General features: G+C 35.1%; 20 protein-coding genes and 1 riboswitch. Of the genes, 3 read left to right on the forward strand and 17 right to left on the reverse strand.

What is annotated here, in order from left to right; translation table 11 throughout:
• Positions 1–32: 32 nt before the first annotated feature.
• The 3 genes from pflA to JI750_RS02560 all read right to left on the reverse strand — a co-directional run bounded on the left by pflA (position 33) and on the right by JI750_RS02560 (position 3,773).
• The gene (pflA, locus tag JI750_RS02550) at positions 33–818 is read right to left on the reverse strand and encodes a pyruvate formate-lyase-activating protein (RefSeq protein ID WP_201998761.1); all 786 of its coding nucleotides are present in this window, start codon (positions 816–818) and stop codon (positions 33–35) included.
• A 67-nt stretch (positions 819–885) separates the two neighbouring features.
• Positions 886–3,120, reverse strand: coding sequence for a formate C-acetyltransferase (gene pflB / locus JI750_RS02555; protein WP_201998762.1), 2,235 nt, complete (start codon positions 3,118–3,120; stop codon positions 886–888).
• Positions 3,121–3,311: 191 nt separating this feature from the next.
• Positions 3,312–3,773: an Lrp/AsnC family transcriptional regulator gene (locus JI750_RS02560; RefSeq protein ID WP_201998764.1), complete on the reverse strand. Its 462-nt coding sequence runs from the start codon at positions 3,771–3,773 to the stop codon at positions 3,312–3,314.
• 157 nt (positions 3,774–3,930) lie between these two features.
• On the opposite strand from JI750_RS02560, the gene metE reads away from it, so the two are divergent.
• Complete coding sequence (gene metE, locus JI750_RS02565) at positions 3,931–6,252, forward strand: 5-methyltetrahydropteroyltriglutamate--homocysteine S-methyltransferase (protein WP_201998766.1); 2,322 nt, start codon at positions 3,931–3,933, stop codon at positions 6,250–6,252.
• Between the two features lie 289 nt (positions 6,253–6,541).
• On the opposite strand, the gene JI750_RS02570 is transcribed toward metE, so the two are convergent.
• Positions 6,542–7,117 (reverse strand): outer membrane beta-barrel protein, encoded by a 576-nt coding sequence (locus JI750_RS02570; RefSeq protein ID WP_201998768.1) that lies wholly within the window; start codon positions 7,115–7,117, stop codon positions 6,542–6,544.
• Positions 7,118–7,311: 194 nt separating this feature from the next.
• On the reverse strand, positions 7,312–7,896 hold the full coding sequence (locus JI750_RS02575) for an outer membrane beta-barrel protein (RefSeq protein WP_201998770.1): 585 nt from the start codon (positions 7,894–7,896) through the stop codon (positions 7,312–7,314).
• Positions 7,897–8,044: 148 nt separating this feature from the next.
• Here JI750_RS02575 and gldA point away from each other — a divergent pair, with 148 nt between their 5' ends.
• Complete coding sequence (gene gldA / locus JI750_RS02580; RefSeq protein WP_201998772.1) at positions 8,045–8,941, forward strand: gliding motility-associated ABC transporter ATP-binding subunit GldA; 897 nt, start codon at positions 8,045–8,047, stop codon at positions 8,939–8,941.
• Between the two features lie 369 nt (positions 8,942–9,310).
• A complete protein-coding gene (locus tag JI750_RS02585) occupies positions 9,311–11,431 on the forward strand; it encodes an outer membrane beta-barrel family protein (RefSeq protein ID WP_201998773.1) in 2,121 nt (706 codons plus the stop codon).
• A 93-nt stretch (positions 11,432–11,524) separates the two neighbouring features.
• On the opposite strand, the gene JI750_RS02590 is transcribed toward JI750_RS02585, so the two are convergent.
• The 12 genes from JI750_RS02590 to JI750_RS02645 form a co-directional block, all read right to left on the reverse strand.
• Positions 11,525–12,925 carry a pyridoxal phosphate-dependent decarboxylase family protein gene (locus tag JI750_RS02590; RefSeq protein ID WP_201998774.1) on the reverse strand — a complete coding sequence of 467 codons (1,401 nt, stop codon included), beginning with the start codon at positions 12,923–12,925 and terminating at the stop codon, positions 11,525–11,527.
• An 80-nt stretch (positions 12,926–13,005) separates the two neighbouring features.
• Entirely contained in the window at positions 13,006–14,229 is a 1,224-nt protein-coding gene (locus JI750_RS02595) for a dicarboxylate/amino acid:cation symporter (RefSeq protein WP_201998776.1), read from the reverse strand.
• Positions 14,230–14,370: 141 nt separating this feature from the next.
• Positions 14,371–15,024 carry a class I SAM-dependent methyltransferase gene (locus JI750_RS02600; RefSeq protein WP_201998779.1) on the reverse strand — a complete coding sequence of 218 codons (654 nt, stop codon included), beginning with the start codon at positions 15,022–15,024 and terminating at the stop codon, positions 14,371–14,373.
• A 134-nt stretch (positions 15,025–15,158) separates the two neighbouring features.
• On the reverse strand, positions 15,159–16,115 hold the full coding sequence (gene metF, locus JI750_RS02605) for a methylenetetrahydrofolate reductase [NAD(P)H] (protein ID WP_129746183.1): 957 nt from the start codon (positions 16,113–16,115) through the stop codon (positions 15,159–15,161).
• A 166-nt stretch (positions 16,116–16,281) separates the two neighbouring features.
• Positions 16,282–18,957 carry a methionine synthase gene (metH, locus tag JI750_RS02610; protein WP_201998785.1) on the reverse strand — a complete coding sequence of 892 codons (2,676 nt, stop codon included), beginning with the start codon at positions 18,955–18,957 and terminating at the stop codon, positions 16,282–16,284.
• 253 nt (positions 18,958–19,210) lie between these two features.
• Complete coding sequence (locus JI750_RS02615) at positions 19,211–19,738, reverse strand: hypothetical protein (protein ID WP_201998786.1); 528 nt, start codon at positions 19,736–19,738, stop codon at positions 19,211–19,213.
• A gap of 18 nt (positions 19,739–19,756) precedes the next feature.
• The gene (locus JI750_RS02620) at positions 19,757–20,761 is read right to left on the reverse strand and encodes a homocysteine S-methyltransferase family protein (RefSeq protein WP_201998787.1); all 1,005 of its coding nucleotides are present in this window, start codon (positions 20,759–20,761) and stop codon (positions 19,757–19,759) included.
• A 330-nt stretch (positions 20,762–21,091) separates the two neighbouring features.
• A riboswitch (SAM riboswitch) is annotated at positions 21,092–21,208 on the reverse strand.
• A gap of 159 nt (positions 21,209–21,367) precedes the next feature.
• Positions 21,368–21,730, reverse strand: a complete 363-nt coding sequence (locus tag JI750_RS02625; protein ID WP_201998788.1) for an RNA methyltransferase — start codon at positions 21,728–21,730, stop codon at positions 21,368–21,370.
• Positions 21,731–21,869: 139 nt separating this feature from the next.
• Positions 21,870–22,922: an NAD(P)/FAD-dependent oxidoreductase gene (locus JI750_RS02630; RefSeq protein ID WP_201998789.1), complete on the reverse strand. Its 1,053-nt coding sequence runs from the start codon at positions 22,920–22,922 to the stop codon at positions 21,870–21,872.
• A 97-nt stretch (positions 22,923–23,019) separates the two neighbouring features.
• On the reverse strand, positions 23,020–23,601 hold the full coding sequence (locus JI750_RS02635) for a precorrin-2 dehydrogenase/sirohydrochlorin ferrochelatase family protein (protein ID WP_201998790.1): 582 nt from the start codon (positions 23,599–23,601) through the stop codon (positions 23,020–23,022).
• 218 nt (positions 23,602–23,819) lie between these two features.
• Positions 23,820–24,593 (reverse strand): uroporphyrinogen-III C-methyltransferase, encoded by a 774-nt coding sequence (gene cobA, locus JI750_RS02640; protein WP_201998792.1) that lies wholly within the window; start codon positions 24,591–24,593, stop codon positions 23,820–23,822.
• Entirely contained in the window at positions 24,586–26,676 is a 2,091-nt protein-coding gene (locus tag JI750_RS02645) for a ferredoxin-like domain-containing protein (protein ID WP_201998794.1), read from the reverse strand. The genes cobA and JI750_RS02645 overlap by 8 nt, the downstream gene beginning before the upstream one ends.
• Positions 26,677–26,754: the final 78 nt, after the last annotated feature.

A 26,754-nucleotide genomic window follows, 5' to 3' on the forward strand; every position in this document is an offset into this window, starting at 1 on the left:
AGACCCAAGGCGTTCAGATTAAGCACAATTTTCTACTTCAGTATTACATTTTTGAAGTATTTTTTGAAAATAGCCAATGCTTCCTGCTTGCTTTCTGGAGTTGGTGGTGCAGTATCTTTTAGCGAATACGGCATTTTCAAGAGTTCCCATTTTTGGGACCCCAGCTGATGAAACGGTATAATTTCTACTCGTTCAACTGTTTTATAATTGGCAAAATACTGTCCCCATTCTTCCAAATACTGTGACTGGTCTGTCCATCCCGGAACTAGCACATATCGCAACCACATAGGTTTTCCTGTAGATTCTCTGTAAGCAGCCACTTCTAGTGTATTCTTATTGGTCAAACCTGTCAGCTGATGATGTATCGAATCATTGATATGCTTTACATCCAGCAATAAAATATCGGTGGCATCAAAAAGTTCATGGGCTTCTCGATTATTCAACCTTCCATTTGTATCGAGACAAGTCGTAATTCCTTCTTCGTGCAAACGTTTAAAAAAATGAAGCAACTTGGTTCGCTGCAATAATGGTTCGCCTCCTGATACAGTGACACCACCTGTTTTTCCGAAATAACTTTTTTGACGAATTGCCCTTTTTACCAACTCTTCTATTTCGACCAAAGAACCTCCCTTGACATCTAACGTATCTGGATTCTGGCAATACAAACATCTAAACTGGCATCCTTGCACAAAAACTACCATTCTGATTCCTGGTCCATCATGAGTACCAAAAGTCTCAAGAGAATGTATTCTTAAATGGTTCGGATCGTCTATGTTTAATTTAACCGCCTCAATATCTTGCAATGGAAAATACATCATATCTGAATAAAATTTGAAAGGCTGGCCTAACTAAAGCCAGCCTTTATTGCTCTTAAAAAATTTAAAATCACATAGCTTCATGGAAGGTACGAGCAATAACTTCCAGTTGATGGGCTCTTGATAATCTTGTAAAGTTTACTGCATATCCTGAGACTCTAATTGTAAGCTGAGGATGTTTTTCTGGATGATTGTATGCATCTTTCAGTGTCTCACGATTCAATACATTTACATTTAAGTGATGCGCCATCTGTGCAAAATATCCATCTAACACATTTACTAAATTGGAAGCCTGTTCTTCTTTATTATCTCCTAATGATTTCGGAATCATAGAAAATGTATTCGAAATTCCGTCTTGAGCATCTTTATATTCCAGTTTTGCAACAGAATTTAAAGAAGCAATTGCCCCACTATTATCACGTCCGTGCATTGGATTTGCACCTGGAGCAAAAGATTCGCCATCTTTACGCCCATCTGGAGTTGCTCCAGTATTTGTTCCATACATTACGTTTGATGTAATTGTTAATAACGAAAGTGTTGGAGTTGCATTTTTATATGCGTTATGTTTTCTAAGTTCTGTAATAAAGAAAGAAGTCACTTCTTTAGCAATTGTGTCTACTCTGTCATCATCGTTTCCAAATTTAGGATAATCACCTTCTATATTAAAATCTACAGTCAGTCCGTTTTCATCTCTTACAGGTTTTACTTTTGCATATTTTATTGCTGATAATGAATCGGCAATAATAGAAATTCCAGCAGCTCCGTAAGCTATATCAACATGAGGATCTGAATCGATTAGTGCCATTTGAGCTCTCTCATAATAATACTTATCATGCATGTAGTGAATAATATACATTGATTTCGCATAAACTCTTGCCAACTCTTTCATTGTATTTTTAAAAGCATCATATACAATATCATAGTCTAATACTTCATCATTAATAAACGGAATATCTTTCATGATTAAGGTACCTCCTTTTTCTTCTCTTCCTCCGTTTAAAGCAATTAATAATGCTTTAGGCAAGTTGGCACGCGCACCAAAATGCTGAATTGATTTACCAATTTCCTGATGAGAAACGCAACAGGCAATTCCGTAATCATCAGAACCGCGGTTTGTTCTCATTAAATCATCATTTTCATATTGAATTGATGATGTGTCAATTGAAACTTCGGCACAGAAATTTTTAAACCCCTCTGGAAGATCTTCTGACCAAAATACTGTCAAATTAGGTTCTGGTGATGCTCCCAAATTATATAATGTCTGAAGAAATCTGAAGGATGTTTTTGTAACTTTTGTTCTTCCATCATTAAACATTCCCCCTATACATTCTGTTACCCAAGTCGGATCTCCTCCAAAGATTTCATCATACGCTCCAGGTCTTAAATGACGAACCATTCGTAGTTTCATTACAAATTGATCTACTAGTTCTTGCGCTTCATCTTCTGTAATCAATCCCAGTTCTAGGTCTCTTTGTATATAAATATCTAGGAACGAAGATACATTACCCAATGACATTGCTGCTCCGTCCTGCTCTTTAACAGCTGCTAAATAGGCAAAATAAACCCATTGCACCGCTTCTTTTGCATTTTGTGCAGGATGAGAAATATCAAAACCATAATCTTCTGCCATTACAAGCATATCTTTTAAAGCACTAATTTGAGCCGAAATTTCTTCACGAAGACGGACTTTGTGCTCTGTCATTTCACCATCAATCTTAGCGTAGTCTTCTCTCTTAAAAGCAATAAGCTGATTTACACCATACAAAGCCATACGACGGAAATCTCCAATGATACGACCACGGGCATAATTATCAGGAAGACCGGTTAAAATATGTTTAGAACGATAATCTCTAATTTCTTTATCGTATGCGTCAAAAACTTTTTCGTTATGGTTTTTAGCATAATTAAAGATATCCAATACACGATCTGACACTTGCAATCCCCTTTCTTTTACCGCAGACTCTACAAGTTTAATACCGCCAAAAGGTTTCATGGCACGTTTTAGCAATTGATCGGTTTGTAACCCTACAATTACTTCATCTTCTTTATTGATATAACCTGGTTGAAATGCATTAATGCTTGAAATGGTTTCTACATCTATTGCCAAACATCCGTTATTAGCTCTTTCTTGCAATAATGTTTTTTTACAGATATCCCATAAATTGGCTGTTTTTGATGAAGGTCCACATAAAAAAGAGGAATCTCCGTCATAAGGAGTAATATTTCTAATTACAAAATCCTGAACATTTACTGATGTTTCCCATTTGCCAGGTACAAATTCAATTTTTTCGACACTTGCTTTCATAACTCAATTGATATTAATAGATTTATCATATCAAATTTCGATATTACTGCAATCAAAAAACATGATAATAATCAACATAACACGTTAATTTACTGAAAATTACGAAAACGTTATCGATAAATAAGCCTGTCTTTTGTCAATAAATAAAAAAAAGATGCTTCAGAAAAATACAAAAGCATTTTATACAAAAATTAAAACTCTAAAGCTGTACTATGTTTGATTTCTCCCATTACAAAAATGCTATTGGTATTTCCGATGTTTTCTATCGTTGATAATTTATTCATTACAAAATCTTGATAACTAGCCATATCCTGCACCAAAATCTTCAGCATAAAATCATAATCTCCTGCTATATTATAACATTCTATAATTTCAGGAAGCGCCACAATATCTTTCACAAAATTGCTTCCGACATTTTTTGCGTGTTCTTTTAAACGGACATTACAAAAAACAGTCATGCCGCGGTTCATTTTTTGTTTGTCTAAAAGCGCTACATATTTGGTAATATAGCCATCTCTCTCTAATCTTTTAATTCTTTCATAAACGGGAGTAACCGTCAAGAATAATTTACTAGCAAGGTCTTTTGTGTTGATATTGCAATCTTCTTGAAGGTATTTCAAGATCAATAAATCGGTTTTATCTAAATTTTCCATAGTTTTTTTTACGGCTAGAAGCTCATTTTAAACAATTTCAAAGTAATTAAATCTTTAAAAATCTATTTTAAAAATACATTTTACTAAAATAAACCTCAAATATAAGTTATAAAAACCAAGAACGTAAATTTGCTCAGTAAAAAATACTGAATCAAAAATGAAAACAAACAACTTAGGTTACCCAAGAATTGGCAGCAACAGAGAACTGAAAAAAGCCAGCGAATTGTATTGGGCGGGAAAAATTTCGGCAGACGAACTTTTAGATGCTGGAAAAGAAATCCGTCTTAAAAACTGGAAATTACAAGCCGAAGCAGGAGTTGATTTAATTCCTTCTAATGATTTTTCTTTTTATGATCAAGTTTTAGATTTGACTTTAACTCTTGGAGCAATTCCAGCACGATATCACGAATTGGCAAAAAGCAATTCGTCTCTAGACCTGTATTTTGCAATGGCAAGAGGGTCTCAAAAAGACGGACAAGATGTTGTGGCAATGGAAATGACAAAGTGGTTCGACACCAATTATCATTACATTGTTCCTGAATTCACAAAGAATCAAAAGTTTGAATTGTTTTCTGAAAAAATAATCAATGAATTTAAAGAAGCAAACGCTGCAGGAATCAAAACAAAACCTGTTTTAATTGGACCTGTTTCTTATCTTTTATTAGGAAAAGAAAAAGAGGAAGGTTTTAACCGAATTGATCTTCTTGATAACTTACTTCCTGTTTATTTCGAAATTCTTGAAAAACTGCAAGCCGAAAATGCCGAATACATTCAACTAGATGAACCTTTCTTGGCTTTAAATTTAACTGATAAAGAAAGAAACGCTTTTACGAAAGTGTACAATGAAATCAACAATCGTTTTCCTAAGCTTAAAATCGTTTTAGCGAATTATTTCGATTGTTTTGGAGAGAATTTAGAAACTGCTTTGGCTTTGCCTGTTGATACTTTCCATTTAGATTTAGTTCGTTGTCCACTTCAATTGAATGATATTTTAGATTCAGGAAAATTAGCCCAAAATGCAAATCTTTCTCTTGGAGTTGTTGACGGAAGAAACATCTGGAAAAATGACTTTAAAAAGTCTTTAGAATTAATCAAAAAAGCTACAGATGCTTTAGGCGAAAATAGAGTTTTAATAGCTCCTTCTTGTTCACTAATTCACAGTCCTTGCGATTTGGATTTAGAAACAAATGATCAAACTTTAACACCAGAAATCAAACAATGGCTGGCTTTTGCTAAACAGAAAATCAGCGAAATTGTTCTTTTAAAACAATTTGCTTCTAATGAAGTGAACACTAAAAACTCTTCCGATTACAAAGAAAATGTTTTGGCAAATGAGAACCGAAAAACTTCAAAATTAATACATAATAACGAAGTTAAAGAGCGTGTAGCTGGAATTACAGTTTCAGACGATAAACGCAAAAGTGTTTTTCCATCAAGAAGAAAAAGCCAGATTGAAGCTTTAAAACTGCCATTATTTCCAACTACAACAATTGGATCTTTTCCTCAAACAGCAGAAGTGAGAAGCTGGAGAGCAAAATTTAAAAAAGGTGAATTAACGGCTCAGGAATACAATGATTTAATCGAAAAAGAAACCGAGGCAACCATTCGTTTTCAGGAAGAAACAGGAATCGATGTTTTAGTTCATGGCGAGTTTGAACGTAACGATATGGTGGAGTATTTTGGAGAACAATTATCAGGATTTACTTTTACAAAAAATGGCTGGGTTCAGAGTTACGGAAGCCGCTGCGTAAAACCTCCAGTTATTTATGGCGATGTTTCTCGCCCAAACCCGATGACTGTAAAATGGTCACAATACGCACAATCTTTAACTCTAAAATGGGTAAAAGGAATGCTTACTGGACCTGTAACAATTCTACAATGGTCTTTTGTACGAAACGATCAGCCTCGTTCTGAAACTTGTACACAAATCGCTTTGGCTATTCGCGATGAAGTGGTTGATTTAGAAAAAGCTGGAATCAAAATCATCCAGATCGATGAGCCGGCCATTCGCGAAGGTCTTCCGTTAAGAAAAGAAGAATGGGCAAAATATTTAGATTGGGCAGTTCGCGCTTTCAGAATTTCTGCAAGCGGCGTAAACGACGATACGCAAATTCATACACACATGTGTTATAGCGAGTTCAACGATATCATTCAGAATATTGCCGATATGGACGCAGACGTTATTACAATTGAATGTTCGCGCTCGCAAATGGAACTTTTAGATGCTTTTGCCAACTTTAAATATCCAAACGAAATTGGACCTGGAGTTTACGATATTCACTCTCCGCGAGTGCCTTCAAGAACAGAAATGGTTCGTTTACTAGAAAAAGCTTCAAATGTAATTCCGGTAGACCAGCTTTGGGTAAATCCAGATTGCGGTTTAAAAACCCGTCATTGGGACGAAACCAAAAAAGCACTGATTGAAATGGTTGCCGCAGCTCAAGAAATGAGAACAGCTGTAGAAAATCCTGTGACTTAATACCTTTAAATAGTTTTTGTTTTTTTATGCCAGCAAATGAGGCCGAATATTAGTTATGATTCGGTTTGGCTTCATTTTGCTGGTATTTATTTTTTTAGGAGCAGATAAATCTTCGCATTCAAAATAACGTTCGGTCCCGCTATCCACTATATCTTTTGTGTTGAACCCCAACACAAAAGGATATCGTTCCTATCGGGGCTAAGCCACAAATTTTAGTTTTCAGAAGAACTTTTACAAACAAAAAAGCGCTCCGATTGGAGCGCTTTCCTATTTTCATAAAGATCTAAAACTAGAAGTTTTTAGAAATTCCGATATTTACTGTTTTTCCAAAATTGACGAAAAATTTGCTATAATCATCATCATTGTAACTTAACGTTTGATATCCTAATCCACCAATACTAAAGTTTAAACCAAAACCTTTTTTCATATTAATAAAAAGCGCTGGAGTTATACCTGTATAAAAACCATCAGCTTTATTATCTGACACAAGCGATCCATTTTCGTAATTTTTGATTTTTTGATTTTGAAATCCTGCCCCTAAATCAGCAAAAACTGAAAAAGTTTCGTTTAATGGCATTGTATAACGTACAAAAGCTCCTGTTTTAAAATTATTAGCTTTACCTTCATCTTCTCCAAGAGTGCTTTTTGAAGAAACTACCGAAAATTCGACTCCAGCTGTCCAGTTATCATGAAATTGATATCCGATCTTTGGAGAAAACTCAAAAGCATTATTTTTTGATAATGCAATTTCTCTGTCGATTTTTTCAGAAGTATAACCAATATTACCTCCAACCAAAATTGTTCCCTTTTGGGCATTTGCAAAACTAATCATAGCCAATGCAAGAATAAGTAGCATTTTTTTCATAAGTGATATTTATTAAGATTTCACATACAACAAACAATTAAAATACCAATATAGAAACCTAATTATTTCCTTAACGATTAATTAAAAACAACTCATTTTAAATAGGTTAAAAATTAAAATAACAATAAGAAAAGGTTATAAAAAAAGCGCTCCTAATTGGAGCGCTTTCTGAAATTGAATATAAAAACTAAAGATTAGAAGTTTTTAGAGATTCCAATGTTAAATGTTTGACCAAAGTTGAAGTAGAATTTACTGTAATCAGCTCCATTGTTGTCAAAGCTTAATGTTTCGTATCCTAAACCACCAATGCTGAAGTTAAGACCAAAACCTTTTTTCATGTTGATGAAAAGAGCTGGAGTTACTCCAACATACATACCGTCTGCTTTGTATTTTGAGAAAGCATTTCCAGGACCGTATACTTTGTCTTTTTGAGTTTGGAAACCTGCACCCATATCAGCAAAAACTGCAAAAGTTTGGCTTAATGGCACAGAATAACGAACAAATGCTCCTAATTTGAAGTTGTTGTTTTTTTCTTCGATTCCAGCAGTTGTTTCGTTGTTAGATGAACTTACTGCAAATTCTCCTCCTACTGTCCAGTTGTCGTTAAATTGGTAACCTACTTTTGGAGAAAAAGTAAATGTACTTGTTTTGTCTTCGCTAAATCTGTATTCTGATTTTTCAGAAGTGTAACCGATGTTTCCACCAACTAAGATTGTACCTTTTTGTGCGTTTGCAAAACTGCAGATAGCTAAAGCAGCCATCACTAGAATTTTTTTCATGATTTGGGTTTTATTTTAATTTTAGCATTCCCTTAACAATAACGATGCCGTGAATACTGGGCTGTTCATTTTTTTTATAATTACTTTAAGAGATAAATTTTTAGCAATCGAAACTATTTCTAGTTACTTTTGTAACAAATAAAAAGTCATGTCGATAGAAGTAAACAGTATATCAAAAAGTTACGGAGAGCAAAAAGCTTTAAATGAAATTTCTTTTAAAATTGAGAAAGGAGAAATCGTAGGATTTCTTGGTCCAAACGGAGCTGGAAAATCTACTTTGATGAAAATTTTGACCACTTATTTACTTGCCGATAGTGGCTCAGCCCTTGTAAATGGTCACGATGTCATGACAAACGCAAAAGAGGTACAACGCTCGATCGGGTACTTACCAGAACATAATCCGTTATATTTAGATTTGTATGTTCGTGAGTATTTGGCTTTTAATGCCGATGTTTACAATGTGCCAAAATCAAGAATTGAAGAGGTAATTCAACTGACAGGACTGACACCAGAAAGCCATAAAAAGATCGGTCAGCTTTCAAAAGGATACCGCCAACGCGTTGGATTGGCAAATGCTTTGCTTCATGATCCAGAGGTTTTAATTTTAGACGAACCAACTACTGGACTGGATCCGAATCAGTTAATGGAAATTCGTAATGTGATTAAAAATGCAGGAAAAAATAAAACAGTTTTTTTATCCACACACATTATGCAAGAAGTCGAAGCAATCTGCGATCGTGTCATAATTATTGACAAAGGTCAAATTGTTGCAGACAATAAATTAGACCATTTGGTTACCACCGATAAAGAACAAGTTATTGAAGTTGAGTTTGATTACAAAGTTGAAGAACAGCTTTTGGCTAGACTAGAAAATATTGCTTCGTACGTAAATACTCATGACATGACATGGGAGCTTACTTTTGTTACCGATAAAGATATGCGTCCTGCAATTTTTGACTTCGCCAACGAAAATGGATTAAAAACTTTACAATTGAATCAGAAAAATAAAAATCTCGAAGCTGTTTTTAGAGAAATCACGAAATAAGTTCTTCAGTTTTTCCATAAAAAAGCGGTTTGTTTTATATAAAACAGACCGCTTTTTTATTTCGCATCATAGTCCTTTTCTCTACAAACCAGCAAATTAAGGCTTTTTTGTAAAAAATAATTACTATTTTTATTTAGACTTGTTATAAATAGTATTATATTTGGCAAATCAAATTTTAAATGCCACGGTATGTTACGTATACTCCTAACCCTCAAAAAACTTATTTCTGCTGTTTCAAATAAAGCAATGCATTATCAAAAAAAGTTTTTAGAACAATTAGAACAAATTGCACTGCAATAAATTCTGATTTTAAAAATTATAAAGATTATGTTCTAAATCTCGGTTTAGAATCTGCCAAATTGAAACAACATGAAAAAAATTATAACCTCTCTTATGCTTGCTTTTTCGGTATATGATGGATATTCTCAAACAGAAAAAGAAACCGATAGTATTGTTGAAACCACTATAAATGCTTTAGATGAAATCGTGATTGCTAGAAAAAAAGTACTATATACTCAAAAATCTGATCGTCTTGTTTTTAATGTAGAAAACAGCATCGTATCTGAAGGCGGGACCGCGCTTGACGTATTATCACGTGCGCCAGGCGTTGTTGTGTCTCAGGACGGCGATTTGTCTATTCGTGGACAGCAGGGCGTTGCGGTAATGATAAACGGTAAATTGACGCAACTTTCGCAAAAAGAATTGGCAAATTATTTAAAAGCAACAACCTCATCCAACATCAAACAAATTGAAGTAATCACAAATCCTTCTTCTAAATACGATGCAGCAGGAAAAGCCGGTATTATCAATATTATCCTCAAAAAACCAAATGCTTCTGGCTTAAAAGGAACTGCTTTTGCCAGTTATGGAAGAGGCAGAAAAAACAGAACCAATTCTGGCTTCAATTTAAATTATAACAAAGATAAATGGGGCGTTTTCGGAAATTATAGTTATACTTTCCGTGGTGAAGAAGAACATAAAAAGTTCAATCAGATTCAGTATACAGACTTTACTCGCAAAGAAATTGCTTCTACAAATCATCAAACCTCTATTACAGATGAGCCTTTAACTTCTAATAATTTTAAAATCGGAACTCAATACGAAGTGTCTCCTAAAACGAATTTAGAGTTTTATGTAGATGCAAAAATCGGACGTTATGAAAACATGGCCGATGGAACAAATACAGTTTTTAATACTTCAAATCAGCCTATTTTTGATGCTTTAACTTACAATGACAGTAAAGAAAAATGGTTTGATTATACGTATGCTTTTTCTGGAGTACATAAGTTTAATACAGAAGGCAAAAACATGTCTTTTGATTTTGAATACGAAACTTCTAAATTTAGATCTAATCAATTTCAGAGTGCAGATAATACCGCAAACGCAACCATTGTAAATGATCGTCGCGGATATATTCCTTCTCAATTAAAAGTTTTTACAGGAAAAGTCGATTTTGTTAATCCATTAAAAGAAAAACAATCTATTGAATGGGGCTTTAAAACAAGCATTAAAAACAATGATAATCCATCTGTTTATGAATATTACGAAAATAACGAATGGAAAATTGATTTTAATTCAACGAACCATTTTGAATATAACGAACAGATTTATGCTGCTTACGCGAATTATAAATATCAGCTAGAAAAATTAAACATTCAGGCTGGTTTAAGAACTGAATATACTGCAATAAATATTGATCAGAAAACGCTCAGCGAACAGCATAAAGATGATTATTTAAAATGGTTTCCGAGCCTTTCCTTAAAGTATGAATTTACCAATAACCATTCTGCTCATGCTTCTTACAGCAAACGAATTAATAGACCTAGTCAGTTTGATTTGAATCCGTTTCGTTTTTATGATGATTCATTTAATTATTCGCAAGGAAATCCAAACTTAATTCCTGAGATTACAAATGCTATGGAAATTGGCTACGCCTGGAAAAGTAATTTTATGGCTTCTGTTTATTTCAACAGTACCAAAGATGTTTTCACGGAAGTGTACAATTATAATCCTGACACGAATACAACCGTGACAACTCAAATAAATGTTGACAAATCATACAATTACGGAATTAACATTACCAATACCGCTGAGCTAAACAAATGGTGGTCTGTAAATACTTTATTTAATGTTTTTGAAAATAAATTTATGGCAGATATTTTAAACAGCAATACGATCGATCCGATTATGACTTTGAATGTTAGTGTGCAAAATTCATTTGCTATAACTGAAACCTTAAAAGCAGAAGGAAATGCTCAATATCAGTCAAAATCCAATCTTGGAATTTACCAGAGAGATGGTTTCTTTGATTTCAGCATTGGGATTTCAAAACAAGTTTTAGCTAAAAAAGGAAACATTAAACTCAATTTTACTGATGTTTTCAACACCAACAATTTTACTATTAAATCTGCAGTTGCACAAACTACTATTGATAAAAGATATGAGTTAGACAATCGTATTGCGACAATTGCATTTACATACCGTATATAAAAGTTTCGTTCTTTAAATACCTTGTTTTTTGTTTTTTTTTTGTGTTAGTCAAGAGCCTGTTCCTTCAAACGGGCTCTTCTACTTTTTTTAAGTTTATAATTCTGAAAGCACTTCTCGCATTTCCTCAATTACAAGTTTGACATCATCTTCTCTAGTTCTCCAATTCACAAAAGAAGCTCTAATTCCTTTTTTACCTTGATAAACCGTTGGTGTCATAAATACTTTTCCAGTATCATTCAAAGCAGATAAAAACTCATTCACCTTTTCCTGATTTTGCTCACCTTTCAGCGTAAAGCAAACATTATTTAAACGAATTGGTGCCAACAACTCAAAATCATTTTCTATTAATGCATTTCCAAAATGCAAAGCCAGTGCTGTGCTATTTTCAATAATATCTCTAAAACCTTCTTTTCCATATGCTTTAAGCGAAAACCAAGCAGGCAGAGCACGCAAACGACGAGAATTTTCAGGAAGTACATTCAAATAATTAAAATTTTCTAGAGGATTACCTAAATAAGGAGCATTAGAATTCTGAAACGTCTCAATCTGGAGATTTATATGCTCTTTTTTAATTAAAACAAAAGCGCTCTCATAAGGTACATTCAGCCATTTATGACAGTCAATGGTAATACTTTCTGCACCTTCCCAGCCTTTTACAAATTGTTTGTATTTCTCTGAAACCGCAGCAAATCCGCCAAATGCGGCATCAATGTGCCACCAGAAATTATATTTTTCTTTTAATGCCTCAATCGCTTCAAAATCATCAAAATCGGCAGTATTGACCGTTCCTGCACTTGAAATCAGAATAAAAGGTTTTCCATTTAATGTTTTGATTTTTTCTTCTAAATCGGCAATATCCAAAGCTTCACGATTTCCTTCAATTGTTTTTACAACCGTGTAATTCTGACTTCCAATTCCTAAAAGTGACAAACATTTTACAGAAGAAGAATGCGGTGTTGCTGTTAAGATATTAATTGGTTCTGAAATTCCGTTTTTAGCAAAATCTTTTCCAAACTGTTTACCAAACCATTGTCTGGCAACACCAAGCGCAGTAAAGTTTGACATCGTAGCACCTGTAACAAATCCGCCTAAAAATGAATCTGGGAGTTCTAACAGTTGCAATAACAAATTAATGGTTTCAAATTCTATTAATGCCGATACTCCACCTTGTGCTTTTACAGCCTGAGTATTTTGATCATACACAGAAGCCAGCCAATCGCCCACAATAGATGCTGGTGTTGAGCCTCCTGTAACAAATCCCCAGTATCTTGGTCCCGGAGAAGAAACCATCAAAGGAGCCAGTCTCTCATTAAATTCCTTTAAAGCTTCGATAGATCCTAAACCTAATTCATTTAAAACGGTTTTAGGATCAATTGAATAGCTATTGGACGTTGGAACGTTATCAATATTATTCAAAAAATCAACGCCTTGCTGTTTTGTTTTTTCTAAGATATTCTCAAAATTATTGAGATCGTGCTGCAGTATTGAATTCATAAGTTTGTTGTATTGGTTATGTCGCGCAGATTGCGCGGATGAGAAAGATTAATAAAAAATTGTATTTTTTTAAAGAAGAGCTACCACTTCGTCTTTTCAGAGAATCTCGAAACCATCATCGAACAGATTACATCTCCGTTGGCATTTAACAAAGTCGCAATTGGATCAACCAAAGTGCCAAGAATCATTGCAACTGGCAATGCCTGCTCCATCGGAAAGCCATAAACTGTTATAGCGAGAATTTCTCCAATATAACCGCCGTTTGGAATTCCTCCCTCTACAATCGAGACGACTACCGTAATTCCGAGAGCCAAAAGAATCGTCATCGGATCTGAAAAATTTTTACCAAACATGGCAAACAAAAAAGTTATTTTTAAGATGGATGACATACTCGACCCATCCTTATGCAAAGGCGCTCCAAGCGGAATTACCAAATTACGCACATGAGCCGGAATTCCCATTTTTTCTGCTGCTGCTAAATTGGCTGGAATAGTCGCAATACTGCTGCAGGTTCCAACCGCTGTTAAAGAAGGCATTATATTATTGCTCCAAAAAACCTTAAAAGCTCTTTTTCCGCCAGCAACAAGCGCATATAAACTAAAGAACACAAAGAAATAAAACACGCAAGCAGCATAATAAACTGCCATTGGTTTTGCATAAACTCCAAGTAATTGTGGTCCAAAAACTCCAACTTGATAAGCAAAATAAGCTCCTAAACCAATTGGGGCAAATTTCATGATGATGTTTAAAAGCTGTTTCATCACCTCGTTTCCTGAATCTAGAAAACTCTTGAAAGCATTTCCTTTTTCTCCTGATTGCAGTGTTGCAAAACCGACTAAAAAAGAAAAAATAATTAACGCCAGCATGCTTTTTCTGGACAATAATTCGAAAAAATCATTGGCTGTAAGCAGTTTTGCAATCTGATCTCCTGCTGATCCTGAGGCTACTTCTTCAAACGGAACTTTGGCAATTGCAATATCTTCATGAATTGGAAAAAGATAAACGGCAAAAATCATTACAATGGCCGAAATCAAAATGGTAGCTAGAAAAACAAGAACCATGATAACAAACAGTTTTCCTAGTTTTTCTGTCCGTTCCAAATTCGCAACCGAAGAGCCGATTGTGAAAAATATAAGCGGAATAATGGCTGTAAAAAGTAAATTCAGGAATATATCGCCGAGTGGTTTTATAATCAAAACATCTTCTCCAAACACCAATCCGAAAATACTTCCGATTATAATTCCGCCAAGAAGCCATAAAATACTGCTGTAACTCTGCAAAAAATTGATTTTCTTCACTTCCATAATGTAGAGAATTATAATTCAGAAGGGTTAATAATAAAGAATGAAAGTACTCAAAAAACTGTGGAAATTTTGTTTGCCACAGATTAAAAAGATTGCAAAGGATTTTTAATCTTTTTAATCCGTATAATCTGTGGCAAAAAACTATTTTTCCAGAACAATAGTAGTAAAAGCTCTGTCAACCAATTCGCCTGTTTTACTTTTTACTTTTTCGGTCTGTGTTTCTGTATAAACAATTTTAAAATCTGTTTTTTTGATTAACACCTGCGCTTTTTGAGTGCTGTACAATTCAAATTCGAATTGAGTAAAAGGCAGAGTTTTCATGAAATCTTCTTCGGCAAATGTCAAACAGAAAGTACCGTTTGGCTTTAAAACTCTGTAGATTTCTGAAAGTAATTCTTCAGGCTTCTGCCAAAAATAAATCGTGTTTACAGTAAATATTTTATCGAATAATCCATCTTCAAACGGAATTGTATTTCCGTCATAAAGCGAAAAGAAAGCCTGTTTTTGAGAAACAAAATTTCGATTGATCTGGCGCGCTTCCTGAAACATCAGTTCCGACATTTCCAGTCCGTAATATTTTAGCTTTTCAACTTGTTCAAACAGAAATTCAACATGTCCAGCGTTACCGTGACCTAATTCCAGAATTCTGTTTTCGTTTGAAATATTTAGATTCTGAATCGAATGTTTGGTCATATTGATGTTCGTTTCGTTCATCATATTGGCCATTTCAATTCCTTTTTCTCCCGATGGACGTTTTAATTGAGAGGCTATGGCTTGTAGTTCTTCTTGTTTCATGGTACTAAAGTTAAATTCCAAAATTTAAATTCCAAATTCCAAACCCTCTTGGTCATTGTGAGGAACGAAGCAATCATACTAACAAAAGTACAAAAGATTAGCAACGTGAGATTGCTTCGTTCCTCGCAATGACATTAAAAAACCTGACTCGCGATCTGGCGGATATTCTCAGATTTACCCATTGAATAATAGTGTAAAAATGGAACTCCTGCGGCTTTTAATTCTAATGACTGCTGAATCGCCCATTCGATTCCGACTTGTTTGATTTCAGCATTATTTTTGCATTTGTCTACAGCATCGATTAAATCTTCTGGTAAATCGATTCTGAAAATCTGAGGTAAAACTTGCAAATGTCTTTGAACAGCAATTGGTTTAATTCCAGGAATAATCGGAATTGTGATTCCCATTTCCCTTGCTTTTTCTACGAAAGCAAAATATTTAGCATTGTCAAAAAACATTTGTGTTACTACATAATCAGCTCCAGCGTCAACTTTCTCTTTTAATCTTTTTAAATCTGATTGTAAAGATGGTGATTCCAAATGTTTTTCAGGATAACCCGCAACTCCAATACAGAAGTCAGCTTTGTTATCAGCATCCATTACTTCATGAAGATATTTTCCGCAGTTCAAATCATTAATTTGTTTCACCAAATCAATTGCATAATGATTACCTCCTGCTTTTGGCACAAAAGATTGTTCGTCTTTCATTGCATCGCCTCGAAGTGCCATTACATTGTTAATTCCTAAATAATGACAGTCAACCAACATGTACTCGGTTTCTTCTTTGGTGAACCCCCCGCAAAGCAAATGCGGAACCGTATCTACATTGTATTTGTGTTTTATAGAAGCGCAAATTCCAAGTGTTCCTGGACGCATACGAGTCAGTTTTTTATCCAAAAGTCCGTTACCTCGATCAATGTAAATGTACTCCTCGCGAGAAGTCGTTACATCAATAAATGGCGGATTAAACTCCATTAACGGATCAATATTATCGTATAATTCCTGAATACTTTTCCCCTTTTGAGGCGGAATAATTTCAAACGAGAATAATGTTTTTCCTTTAGCGTTTTCTATATGTTCTGTTACTTTCATTATTTGAATTATGAGTTATGAGTTATGAATTTTGAGTTTGAATTGTGTAAAAAATCTGAATCAAAAAACGTAAATCAATCTTTTTTATTTGTTTCAAGTTTCAGGTTTAAAGTTTCAAGTTACCCTAAGCAACTTGAAACTTTAAACCTGAAACTTGAAACTATTTCTAGTCTGCTATATTAGGGTTTAACCATTTCATTGCGTAATCAAGCGGTACATTTCGGCGTTTGGCATAATCTGTCACCTGATCTTCTTTTATTTTTCCAAGTCCGAAATAGCGGCTTTTTGGGTTTCCGAAATAATATCCTGAAACCGAAGAGGCTGGCCACATTGCCATGCTTTCTGTCAGCTTTACTCCTATTTGTTTTTCAACATCTAAAAGTTTCCAAATTGTTGGTTTCTCTAAGTGATCTGGACAAGCAGGATAACCTGGAGCCGGACGAATTCCTTTATAATTCTCCTTAATCAATTCTTCGTTGGTTAAAGATTCTTCGCTGTCATAACCCCAGAAATCTTTACGAATTCTCTCGTGAAGATATTCGGCGAAAGCCTCAGCAAAACGATCTGCAAGGGCTTTAACCATAATCGAATTATAATCGTCTAGATTCTTTTCATATTCTGCAGCCCATTCGTCAACACCAAAACCTGTTGTTACACAGAAAGCTCCCATATAATCTTCTATTCCGCTTTCTTTTGGCAGAATAAAATCGGCTAAAGCAATGTTTGGTGCACCTTTCGTTTTTTGTGACTGCTGACGAAGCGTTAAGAATTTCTCTAAAACTTTTCCGTTTTCATCACGCAATTCGATATCGTCGTCATCCACTTGATTCGCTGGGAAGATTCCGTAAATACCTTTTGCTTTTAATTTTTTCTCCTCTAAAATTACTTTTAGCATTGCCTGAGCATCATTAAAAACAGAAGTAGCTTCTTTACCCACAACCTCATCCGTTAAAATTGCTGGATATTTTCCGTACAATTCCCAAGTCTGGAAAAACGGCGTCCAGTCGATATATGGAACCAAAACATCCAATTCAACTTCGATCGTTTGTGCACCAATTACTTTTGGTTTAACTGGAGTATATTCAGACCAATCCAATGGTAATTTGTTTTTACGAGCATCTTCAATTGTCAAGAAATTTTTATCTCTTGAACGATTTAAGAATGTTTCTCTAAACGAGTCGTATTCTGCACGAATATCTGCCGCATATATTTTTCTATTATGATCTAAAAGATTTCCTGCAACGGTAACAGCTCTCGAAGCATCGTTAACGTGAATTACCGTTTCTCTATATTGAGGTGCAATTTTCACGGCCGTATGCGCGCGCGAAGTCGTTGCTCCTCCAATCATAATCGGGATTTTAATATCTTGTTTGTCTAGTTCTTTGGCCAAATATACCATTTCGTCAAGCGAAGGTGTGATCAGTCCACTTAATCCAATAATATCCACTTCATGTTCAATTGCAGCCGAAATAATTTTCTCCGGAGGAACCATTACTCCTAAATCTACAATCTCATAATTATTACATGCCAAAACAACCGAAACGATGTTTTTACCAATATCGTGAACGTCACCTTTTACAGTTGCCATTAGGATTTTTCCGTTTCCTTGTTTGTCTCCAGCTTGTTTACTTGCTTCAATAAATGGCAATAAATAAGCCACGGCTTTTTTCATTACACGAGCCGATTTTACTACCTGTGGCAAGAACATTTTTCCGCTTCCGAATAAATCTCCAACCACATTCATTCCAGCCATTAAGTTGATCTCAATAACTTCGATTGGTTTTGTTGCTGCCAAACGCGCTTCTTCAACATCTTCTTCAATAAAAGCATCGATTCCTTTTACCAACGAATGTGTAATACGTTCCTGAACAGTTCCAAAACGCCATTCCTGAACCGTTTTTTCATCACTTTTTGCTTCACCTTTTACACTGTCAGCAAAATCTAACAATCTTTCGGTTGCGTCGTCACGTCTATCTAGAATTACGTCTTCAACATATTCTAATAAGTCTTTCGGAATATCATCGTAAATCGTCAACATCTCTGGGTTTACGATTCCCATCGTCATTCCGTTTTTAATTGCGTGATATAAAAACACCGAGTGCATCGCTTCACGAACGGTGTCGTTTCCTCTAAAAGAGAATGAAACGTTACTTACTCCACCGCTGATGTGCGCATGAGGAAGATTTTCACGAACCCATTTTGTTCCTCTAAAGAAATCCAATGCGTTCAATCTATGCTCTTCCATTCCCGTTGCAACTGGGAAAATATTTAAATCGAAAATAATATCCTGCGGAGGAAAACCAACTTTGTTCACCAAAATATCATACGAACGCGCACAAATTTCCACACGACGATCGTAATTATCGGCCTGACCAACTTCGTCAAAAGCCATTACAATAGCAGCTGCTCCGTAACGTTTGATTAATTTGGCGTGGTGAATAAAAGCTTCTTCTCCTTCTTTTAACGAAATCGAGTTTACAACGCTTTTTCCTTGTACTACTTTAAGACCTGCTTCGATGATTTCCCATTTCGAACTGTCGATCATAATCGGTACTCTCGAAATGTCTGGTTCTGCAGCAATTAAATTCAAAAATTTAGTCATTGCAGTAACACCATCAAGCATTCCTTCATCCATATTAATATCGATGATTTGTGCTCCACCTTCTACTTGTTGTCTTGCAATATCAAGCGCCTCGTCATATTTCTCTTCCTTGATTAATCTCAAGAATTTTCTTGAACCTGTTACATTAGTACGCTCACCAACATTCACAAAAACACTTTCCGGCGTAATAATCAACGGTTCTAATCCTGATAATACAAGGTCTCTTCTTTTTTCTGTCATTTCTTTCTAAGTTACTAAGATCCTGAGATTCTAAGGTTCTAAGTTTTTTATTCTATATTTTTTAGGTGTTTAAACCTGTAATCTTTTATTATTTTGGGCGTGATTCGCCGCGGCGAACCGGGCTATCCGTTACAAGTCCTCGCTCTTCCTTCGTCAGGCTGTGGGCTTTTCACTTTTATCCCTCATGCGAGTAAGGTTGCATTTTTATAATGTTAAACCGCAATATTTTTATCTCAATTTTTACTATTACTTTCTATAGAGAAATTTCGTTTAATGATCGAAGTAACTCATTTATATTATTTTTTGCCGACACTTCATTCGCTAATCGCAACCTTTTTACTCCTAAAATGGCATCTGACAGAGTAGCACTTCCGGATTGTTTAATATTCTTTCTAAACCTCAATTTATTTTGATAATACAATTTATATTCTATTGTAGTTTTGACCGTAAAGGTCATACCAAAAAAAGGTTGATCAACAGAAATCAAATTAATTTCAAGAACCCAATTCTCATCATTTGCAATCGAATCTATTTTCGAAAATACTTCAGATTCGATAACAGACTTTTTGAATGCTTCTTCAAAATTTTCATTAGAAATCTTAGATGTCCATAGTGGATTTGTCTTTTTTCCACCTGTAACAGATTTAATAAAAATTTTATCTCCAACTTTTTTTTCGGTTTTGTAATCTTTAACCGTCATTCCTTCAATAGTTGCTGACGATGCACATCTCGCAAGTAAAGCTGAAAGAAAGACTAATAAAACTAGATGTTTAATTTTCATTAATTATTTCAAAAAAAATTACGCAATAATCGGTGCCACCCTAGGCTTATAATCTTTCGCAACCTCAGCCATTAATCTAATATGATCTGGAGTTGTTCCGCAACAGCCTCCAATGATATTAATTAAATTATCATCTAAATATTCTTTAATGAAGGCTTGTGTTTGTTCTGGCGTTTCATCATATTGTCCGAATGCATTTGGCAATCCTGCGTTTGGATGTGCCGAAACATTAAAACTTGTATTATGTGCTAATGTTTTTAAATACGGTTTCAACAAATCGGCTCCAAGAGCGCAATTGAATCCTACGCTTAATAACGGAATATGTGAAACTGAAATCAAAAACGCTTCAACTGTTTGTCCTGAAAGTGTTCTTCCTGAAGCATCGGTAATCGTTCCTGAAACCATTATTGGAATATCTAAATTACGTTCTTCTTTTACTTCTTCGATGGCGAAAAGCGCTGCTTTTGCATTTAAAGTATCAAAAATTGTTTCTACTAAAAGCAAATCACACCCACCATCCATTAAAGCTTCTGCTTGCTGTTTGTAAGCGATTCTTAAATCGTCGAACGTTACGGCTCTGTAACCCGGATCGTTTACATCTGGCGACATACTTGCTGTACGGTTTGTCGGTCCGATTGAACCGGCTACGAAACGTGGTTTTTCTGGATTTTTTGCGGTAAACTCATCGGCAACCTCGCGTGCAAGTTTTGCCGATTCGTAGTTTAACTCATAAACCAAATCTTCCATGTGATAATCGGCCATACCGATTGTCGTTCCTGAGAAGGTATTGGTTTCTACAATGTCAGCACCTGCTTCGTAATAAGCGGCATGTACATCGCGGATCGCTTGTGGTTGTGTTAGGGATAGTAAATCGTTGTTTCCTTTTAACGGATGTGGAAAATCTTTGAAACGCTCTCCTCTGAAATCTTCTTCTGAGAAATTATAGCGTTGCAACATTGTTCCCATTGCTCCGTCAAGGATTAGGATATTTTTTTTTATTGCTTCTTGAATTGTAATTGCCATATTCTTTTGCCGCTAAGGCGCTAAGGCACAAAGCTTTTTTAATTATAATTTTTGAAGGTTCTATTTAAACCCGACAGGTTTTGAAAACCTGTCGGGTTTAACCTTCTATATTTTTTTCACATTAATTCCAAAAGTGCACTATTGCCGGCTCATTAGCCCCGATTGAAGTGGAAATCCTTTTGCTTTTTTCTTTAGAAAAGCAAAAGATTGCAACGAAAAGCGGGAACTATTGACTGCAAAAATGCGCCAATGATTCGCTCCTTCTACTGAATTGCTTCGGTAAATATTGTATGTTGTCTGGAAAAGTTTTGAGAAATACTGTATGTATTTGTGTTATCTATCTTTAATACTGGAAAATGTCGTATAAAGTAGAATTTAGCACCTTCTTTATGATAAAGGGTTGCTAAGGTTTCATCGGGTCTATCCCTCCGCCTTTCGTGATAACGAACAATAATTTTAAGAACAGTGCAAAGGTATGAAATAGGCTTTCTATTTGCAAATGTTTTTTTTGAAGTTGCTGAGAGGCTAAGATACTGAGATTCTAAGTTTAGAAATCTAATTATGTTTTATTTGGTTTAAGAATATATTGCTAAATCCTTGAAACTATCATTGTTTCTTTTTACTTGCTTTTGCAATAGGATTAAAATCTAAACAAAGTTGAAGCCAATACTCCATATCCTGATTTCTTGTCCAACCAATTTCGGTAATAAAAGCATAGTTTTTCATTGGCTTTTCTGCATTAGGCATTGGTAACACATCATCTCTTTCTATTGCCTTTAAATAAGCGGAATCATTTATTCTGCATAACAAAAGATTTTCTCCAACTTTTTTATCTAAACGAGTTCCACAGCATAATTTGTTATCTACCATAAAAACAATACCACCAAACATTTTCTTTTCGAAAAAATCGGCGCCTTTATACTGGAGAAAAGTTCTAATTCTCTTCGCATTATCTTCGTCGAAAGCCATATATTTAGATTCTAAGATTCTGAGTTACTAAGATACTGAGTTTAAAATTCTGTTCAATAAAAAAGCCCAAACTAAAAGTTTGAGCTTTGTATATAAAAACCTTAGCGTCTTAGTCCCTTAGAACCTCAGCACCTCCAGATTAAACAATCGCTTTCACAACTGCTTTTGGAGCTTCTTTACGAGTTCCGTCGAAACCATCTACTCCAGAAACCGTTGTATATTTCAATACGTATTTTTTACCTGGGTTGATGATTGAATAAGCAGCTTGGCACATTAAAGTTGCTTCGTGGAATCCGCAAAGGATTAACTTTAATTTTCCTGGGTATGTATTTACGTCTCCAATAGCGAAGATTCCTGGAATATTTGTCTGGTAATCTAATGCATTGTTTACTTTAATGGCATTTTTCTCGATTTCTAATCCCCAGTCGCCAATTGGACCTAATTTTGGTGTTAATCCGAAAAGCGGAATGAAATAGTCACATTCGATTTTACGGTGTGCTCCGTTTTCTTCGATATCTAATGATTCTACGTGTTCAGCACCGTTGATTCCAACTACTTCTGCTGGAGTGATTAATTTGATTTTTCCAGCTGATTTTAGTTCCTGTACTTTTTCAACAGAATCTAAAGCTCCTCTAAATTCGTTTCTTCTGTGAATTAAAGTTACTTCTGAAGCTACGTTTGCTAAGAAAATCGACCAGTCTAATGCTGAATCTCCTCCTCCTGCAATAACAACTCTTTTATCTCTAAATTTCTCAGGATTTTTGATGAAGTATTTTACTCCTTTATCTTCATAAAACTCGATATCTTCGATAAGTGGTTTACGAGGCTCGAAACTTCCTAATCCTCCAGCGATTGCAATAACCGGCGCGTGGAATTTAGTTCCTTTGTTTGATGTTACAATGAATGTTCCGTCTTCTTGCTTTTCAACTGTTTCAGCACGTTCTCCTAAAGTAAATCCTGGCTCAAATTGTTTAATTTGCTCCATTAATCCGTCAACTAAATCTCCGGCTAATACTTCTGGGAATCCAGGAATATCATAAATTGGTTTTTTTGGATATAACTCTGATAGTTGTCCTCCTGGTTGTGGAAGCGCATCTAAAATGTGGCATTTTAATTTTAACAATCCTGCCTCAAATACGGCAAATAAACCTGTTGGGCCTGCTCCAATTATAAGTATATCTGTTTTAATCATTATGTTGTTGTTTATAATCATTCTTAATAACGCAAAGAAACGAATAAATCCTTGTACTTTCAATGATTTTTATCATTAATTTCTTTCCGAAACTTTTTTACTCTCTATTTTTTAATGAAGAGGTAATCTCATTCATTCTTTTTACCTTTTCTTCAAAATTGCCTTTAAGTGTTTTTCGGTATTCATTCAAGTTCTCAACCATTTGATTGATATCTTCCGGAATTACTTCCTCAAAAAACTCCCTTAGTCTTTTTGCTGTTGTTGGCGATTTCCCATTTGTTGAAATGGCAATTTTCACATTCCCTTTTGTTACGATTCCGCCCAAATAATAATCGCATAAATCTGGTGTATCGGCGATATTACAAATCAGATAACGTTTTCTTGCTAAATCGTAAACCTTTTTATTTACTTTCAAATCGTCTGTACAGGCAATTACCATGTGACGTTTTTTAAGCATTTTCTTTTTAAACTTTTTTTCCGTCAATTTAATTGAAGGATGTTTTTCTGCTAAAACCTTAATTTCTAAATGAAAATCCGGTGCAACTACCTCAACATTTGCATTCGGACTTGACTTAAGCAAGAAAGAAAGCTTTTCCAGACCTACATTTCCTCCGCCTACAATCAGAACATTTAGATTGTGAAGCTTTAGAAATATTGGATATAATTCGTTTTGTTCCATTTTAATTTAATTTCATCTAAACAAAATTAGATGATTTTATTGAACATTAGGAAAATCTAATATTTCAATGTTAATCGTTGTCCCCGGATTAAAATCGGGCGCTACAATATGGATCGTTCCTTCGGAACTTTATTGCCGGATGATACCCTTTGACAACATCGAGTTGAAACCCGACGCTACAATATGAATTGTTCCTTCGGAACGCTATCATCGGAACTTTATCTTGCGATTTCTTTTGATAGAAATTCTTCGTAAAATCCTTTTAGTTTGTTGCTTTCGCGGACAACTTCGCCTAGAACAATGATTGCCGGTGAAACTAATTCTTTTTGTTTTACAACTTCTAAAATCGAATCAACTGTTCCAACTCCAACTTTTTCTTCCGAAGTTGTTCCGTTTTGGATGATTGCAACAGGTAAATTTCCTTTATCTTCTTTTTGAAACAAATCGATGATTTGAGGCAATTTGTGCATTCCCATCAAGATTACAACTGTTGCTGATGATTGTGCTGCCAAAGCTACATCTGAAGATAATTTTCTATCTGATGTTGTTCCAGTAATCGCCCAAAAGCTTTCTGAAACTCCACGTTTTGTAATCGAAATTCCCTGACTTGCCGGAACCGCAACTACTGATGAAATTCCTGGAACTACGATCGTTTCAATTCCGAAACTTTCTGCAAAATCAATTTCTTCTCCACCTCTTCCGAAAATGAATGGATCTCCGCCTTTTAATCTTACAACGTTTCCGTACGTCAGTGCATTATCCACAATCAACTGATTGATTTGATCCTGCGTGTAAGCATGATTTCCGATTCTTTTTCCAACAAAAATTCGGATGGCATTTTTAGGCGCATAATCCAGAATTTCTTCACTGGCTAAAGCGTCGTATAAAACCACATTTGCTTCAGCCAATGCTTTTACAGCTTTCAGCGTCAGTAAATCGGGATCGCCCGGACCTGCACCGACTAAAGTTATTTTGGGTTTTATATTATGCATTTGCTAATTCCTGTGCTCTGAAAGTTTCGATTTTATCAAAGAAAACAGTTGCTTGTGCAATGTAATCTTTAGCGAAAGCTTCAGATGGTTCATTTTTATTAATCTGGTAAACCAAATCTTTAAAAGTTGAATTCAATTCAATTTTACTAGTTTCGATGAAAACAGTATCGAACAAATCTACAATTCCTGCGTGGTGATTTGTTTTTTGGTTTTCTGACAATAACAATGCTTTTGCTCCATTTACAAATCCGGCGTAAGCGTGGTAAATAGCATCTGACCATTTTTTCTCGTCAAAAGATTCCTGAGCCAAAATCAATTTCTCTTTAGCTTCAAACAACAATGTCGCTACTAAATCGATCACTACTCCAGCACATTCTCCAACTCCAACTGCTTTTACGTAATTGTCTGCATTACCCCAATCTACAAAATCAGCTTCTGTTAAATTGGTTACATCTGCGTAAGGTTTTAAGATTTCGTAGAAATATTTTTCTCCTTTTGTATCATAATAATCAAGGAATTTTTGTCCGCTTCCGTTAGCATCAAAATCATTTAAAATGGTACGCAACGCATCAGGACCTCTACGACTAGGTACTTTAATTACTTTATCAGCAAAACGTCCTGCTCCATTTCCTAATCTTCCTCCACCCAATAAAACCTGTAAAGCCGGAGCCACCAGTTTTCCTGAGTTGATAGACATTCCCTGGAATCCAATTGCAGACATATTGTGTTGTCCGCACGCATTCATACAGCCTGAAATTTTAATTTCGATTTCGCGGTTGTTTAAATACTGAGGATATTCTGCACTTAAAACTCTTTCTAATTCTTCTGCAATACCGGTACTACTTGCAATCCCCAAGTTGCAAGTATCAGTACCCGGACATGCCGTAATATCTCCAACTGAATTATATCCTAACTGAACAAAATCCAATTTGGCTAATTCTTGGTAAAAGAATGGTAAATTCTCTTCTTTTACGTGACGTATTACAATATTTTGACGCAATGAAAAACGTAATTCATTTGCTGCGTAATTTTTAATTAAAGCGGCTAATAATCGTGCTTTATCAGTGTAAAAATCTCCTAATAAAACTTTGATTCCAATTGCATAATAACCGTCTTGTTTCTGCTTTATTACATTCGATTTTTTCCAAGCTTCATACGCTTTTGTATCTTCGATTGTAACTTGCGGAACTTCTAATACTGGTTCTGGAATTGGACCATCAAAAGCGGTTGTATCAATTTCGTATGTTTCAAAAGCGATGGCTTTTTTCTCTTTTTCAACCAAATCAAGGAAAGCGTCTTTCCCCATTTCTTTGATTAAGAATTTCATACGTGCTTTCATTCTTTTAGCACGTTCACCGTATCTATCAAAAATACGGATGATTCCTTCTGCAGTTGGAATAATTTCGTTAACTGGAACGAATTCTGAAAGCAATTCCGCATGTGCTGGCTGAGATCCTAAACCTCCTCCAAACATGATTTTGAAACCTTTTTGCCCGTCTTTAATTTTCGGAATAAATCCTAAATCGTGTAAATAACTCAAAGCGGTATCTTCATCAGAAGATGAGAACGAAATTTTGAATTTACGTCCCATTTCCTGACAAATTGGGTTTCTTAACAAATATTGAAAAAGTCCGTGTGCATAAGGCGAAACATCGAATGGTTCGTTTACGTCAACTCCAGCCAATTCGCTTCCTGTAATATTTCTAACGGTGTTTCCACAAGCTTCACGAAGTGTGATATCGTCTTTAGCTAAATCTGCCCAAAGCTCAGGAGTTCTGTCTAAACTCACGTAGTGAATTTGGATATCCTGACGCGTTGTAATGTGCAAACGTCCTGTAGAATATTTGTCTGAAACTTGTGTGATACGCACCAATTGCTCGCTGGTCACTTTTCCATATGGCAATTTGATACGAATCATCTGAACGCCTTCCTGACGCTGCCCGTAGATTCCACGCGCTAAACGAAGGCTACGAAAACGCTCATCATCAATTTTTCCTCCACGGAATAAGTGAATCTTTTTTTCTAATTCGATAATCTCCTTCTGAACTACCGGATTTTCTATTTCTGTTCTAAAACTTTCCATTTTGTTTTTTGGCTTTAGGCTTTAAGCTTTAGGCTCTAAGCTTTTTAAACTTTGTGTCTTTCCTTATTTAAGCTTAAG

Source organism: Flavobacterium tagetis, from assembly GCF_016735615.1.
GTDB lineage: Bacteria > Bacteroidota > Bacteroidia > Flavobacteriales > Flavobacteriaceae > Flavobacterium > Flavobacterium tagetis.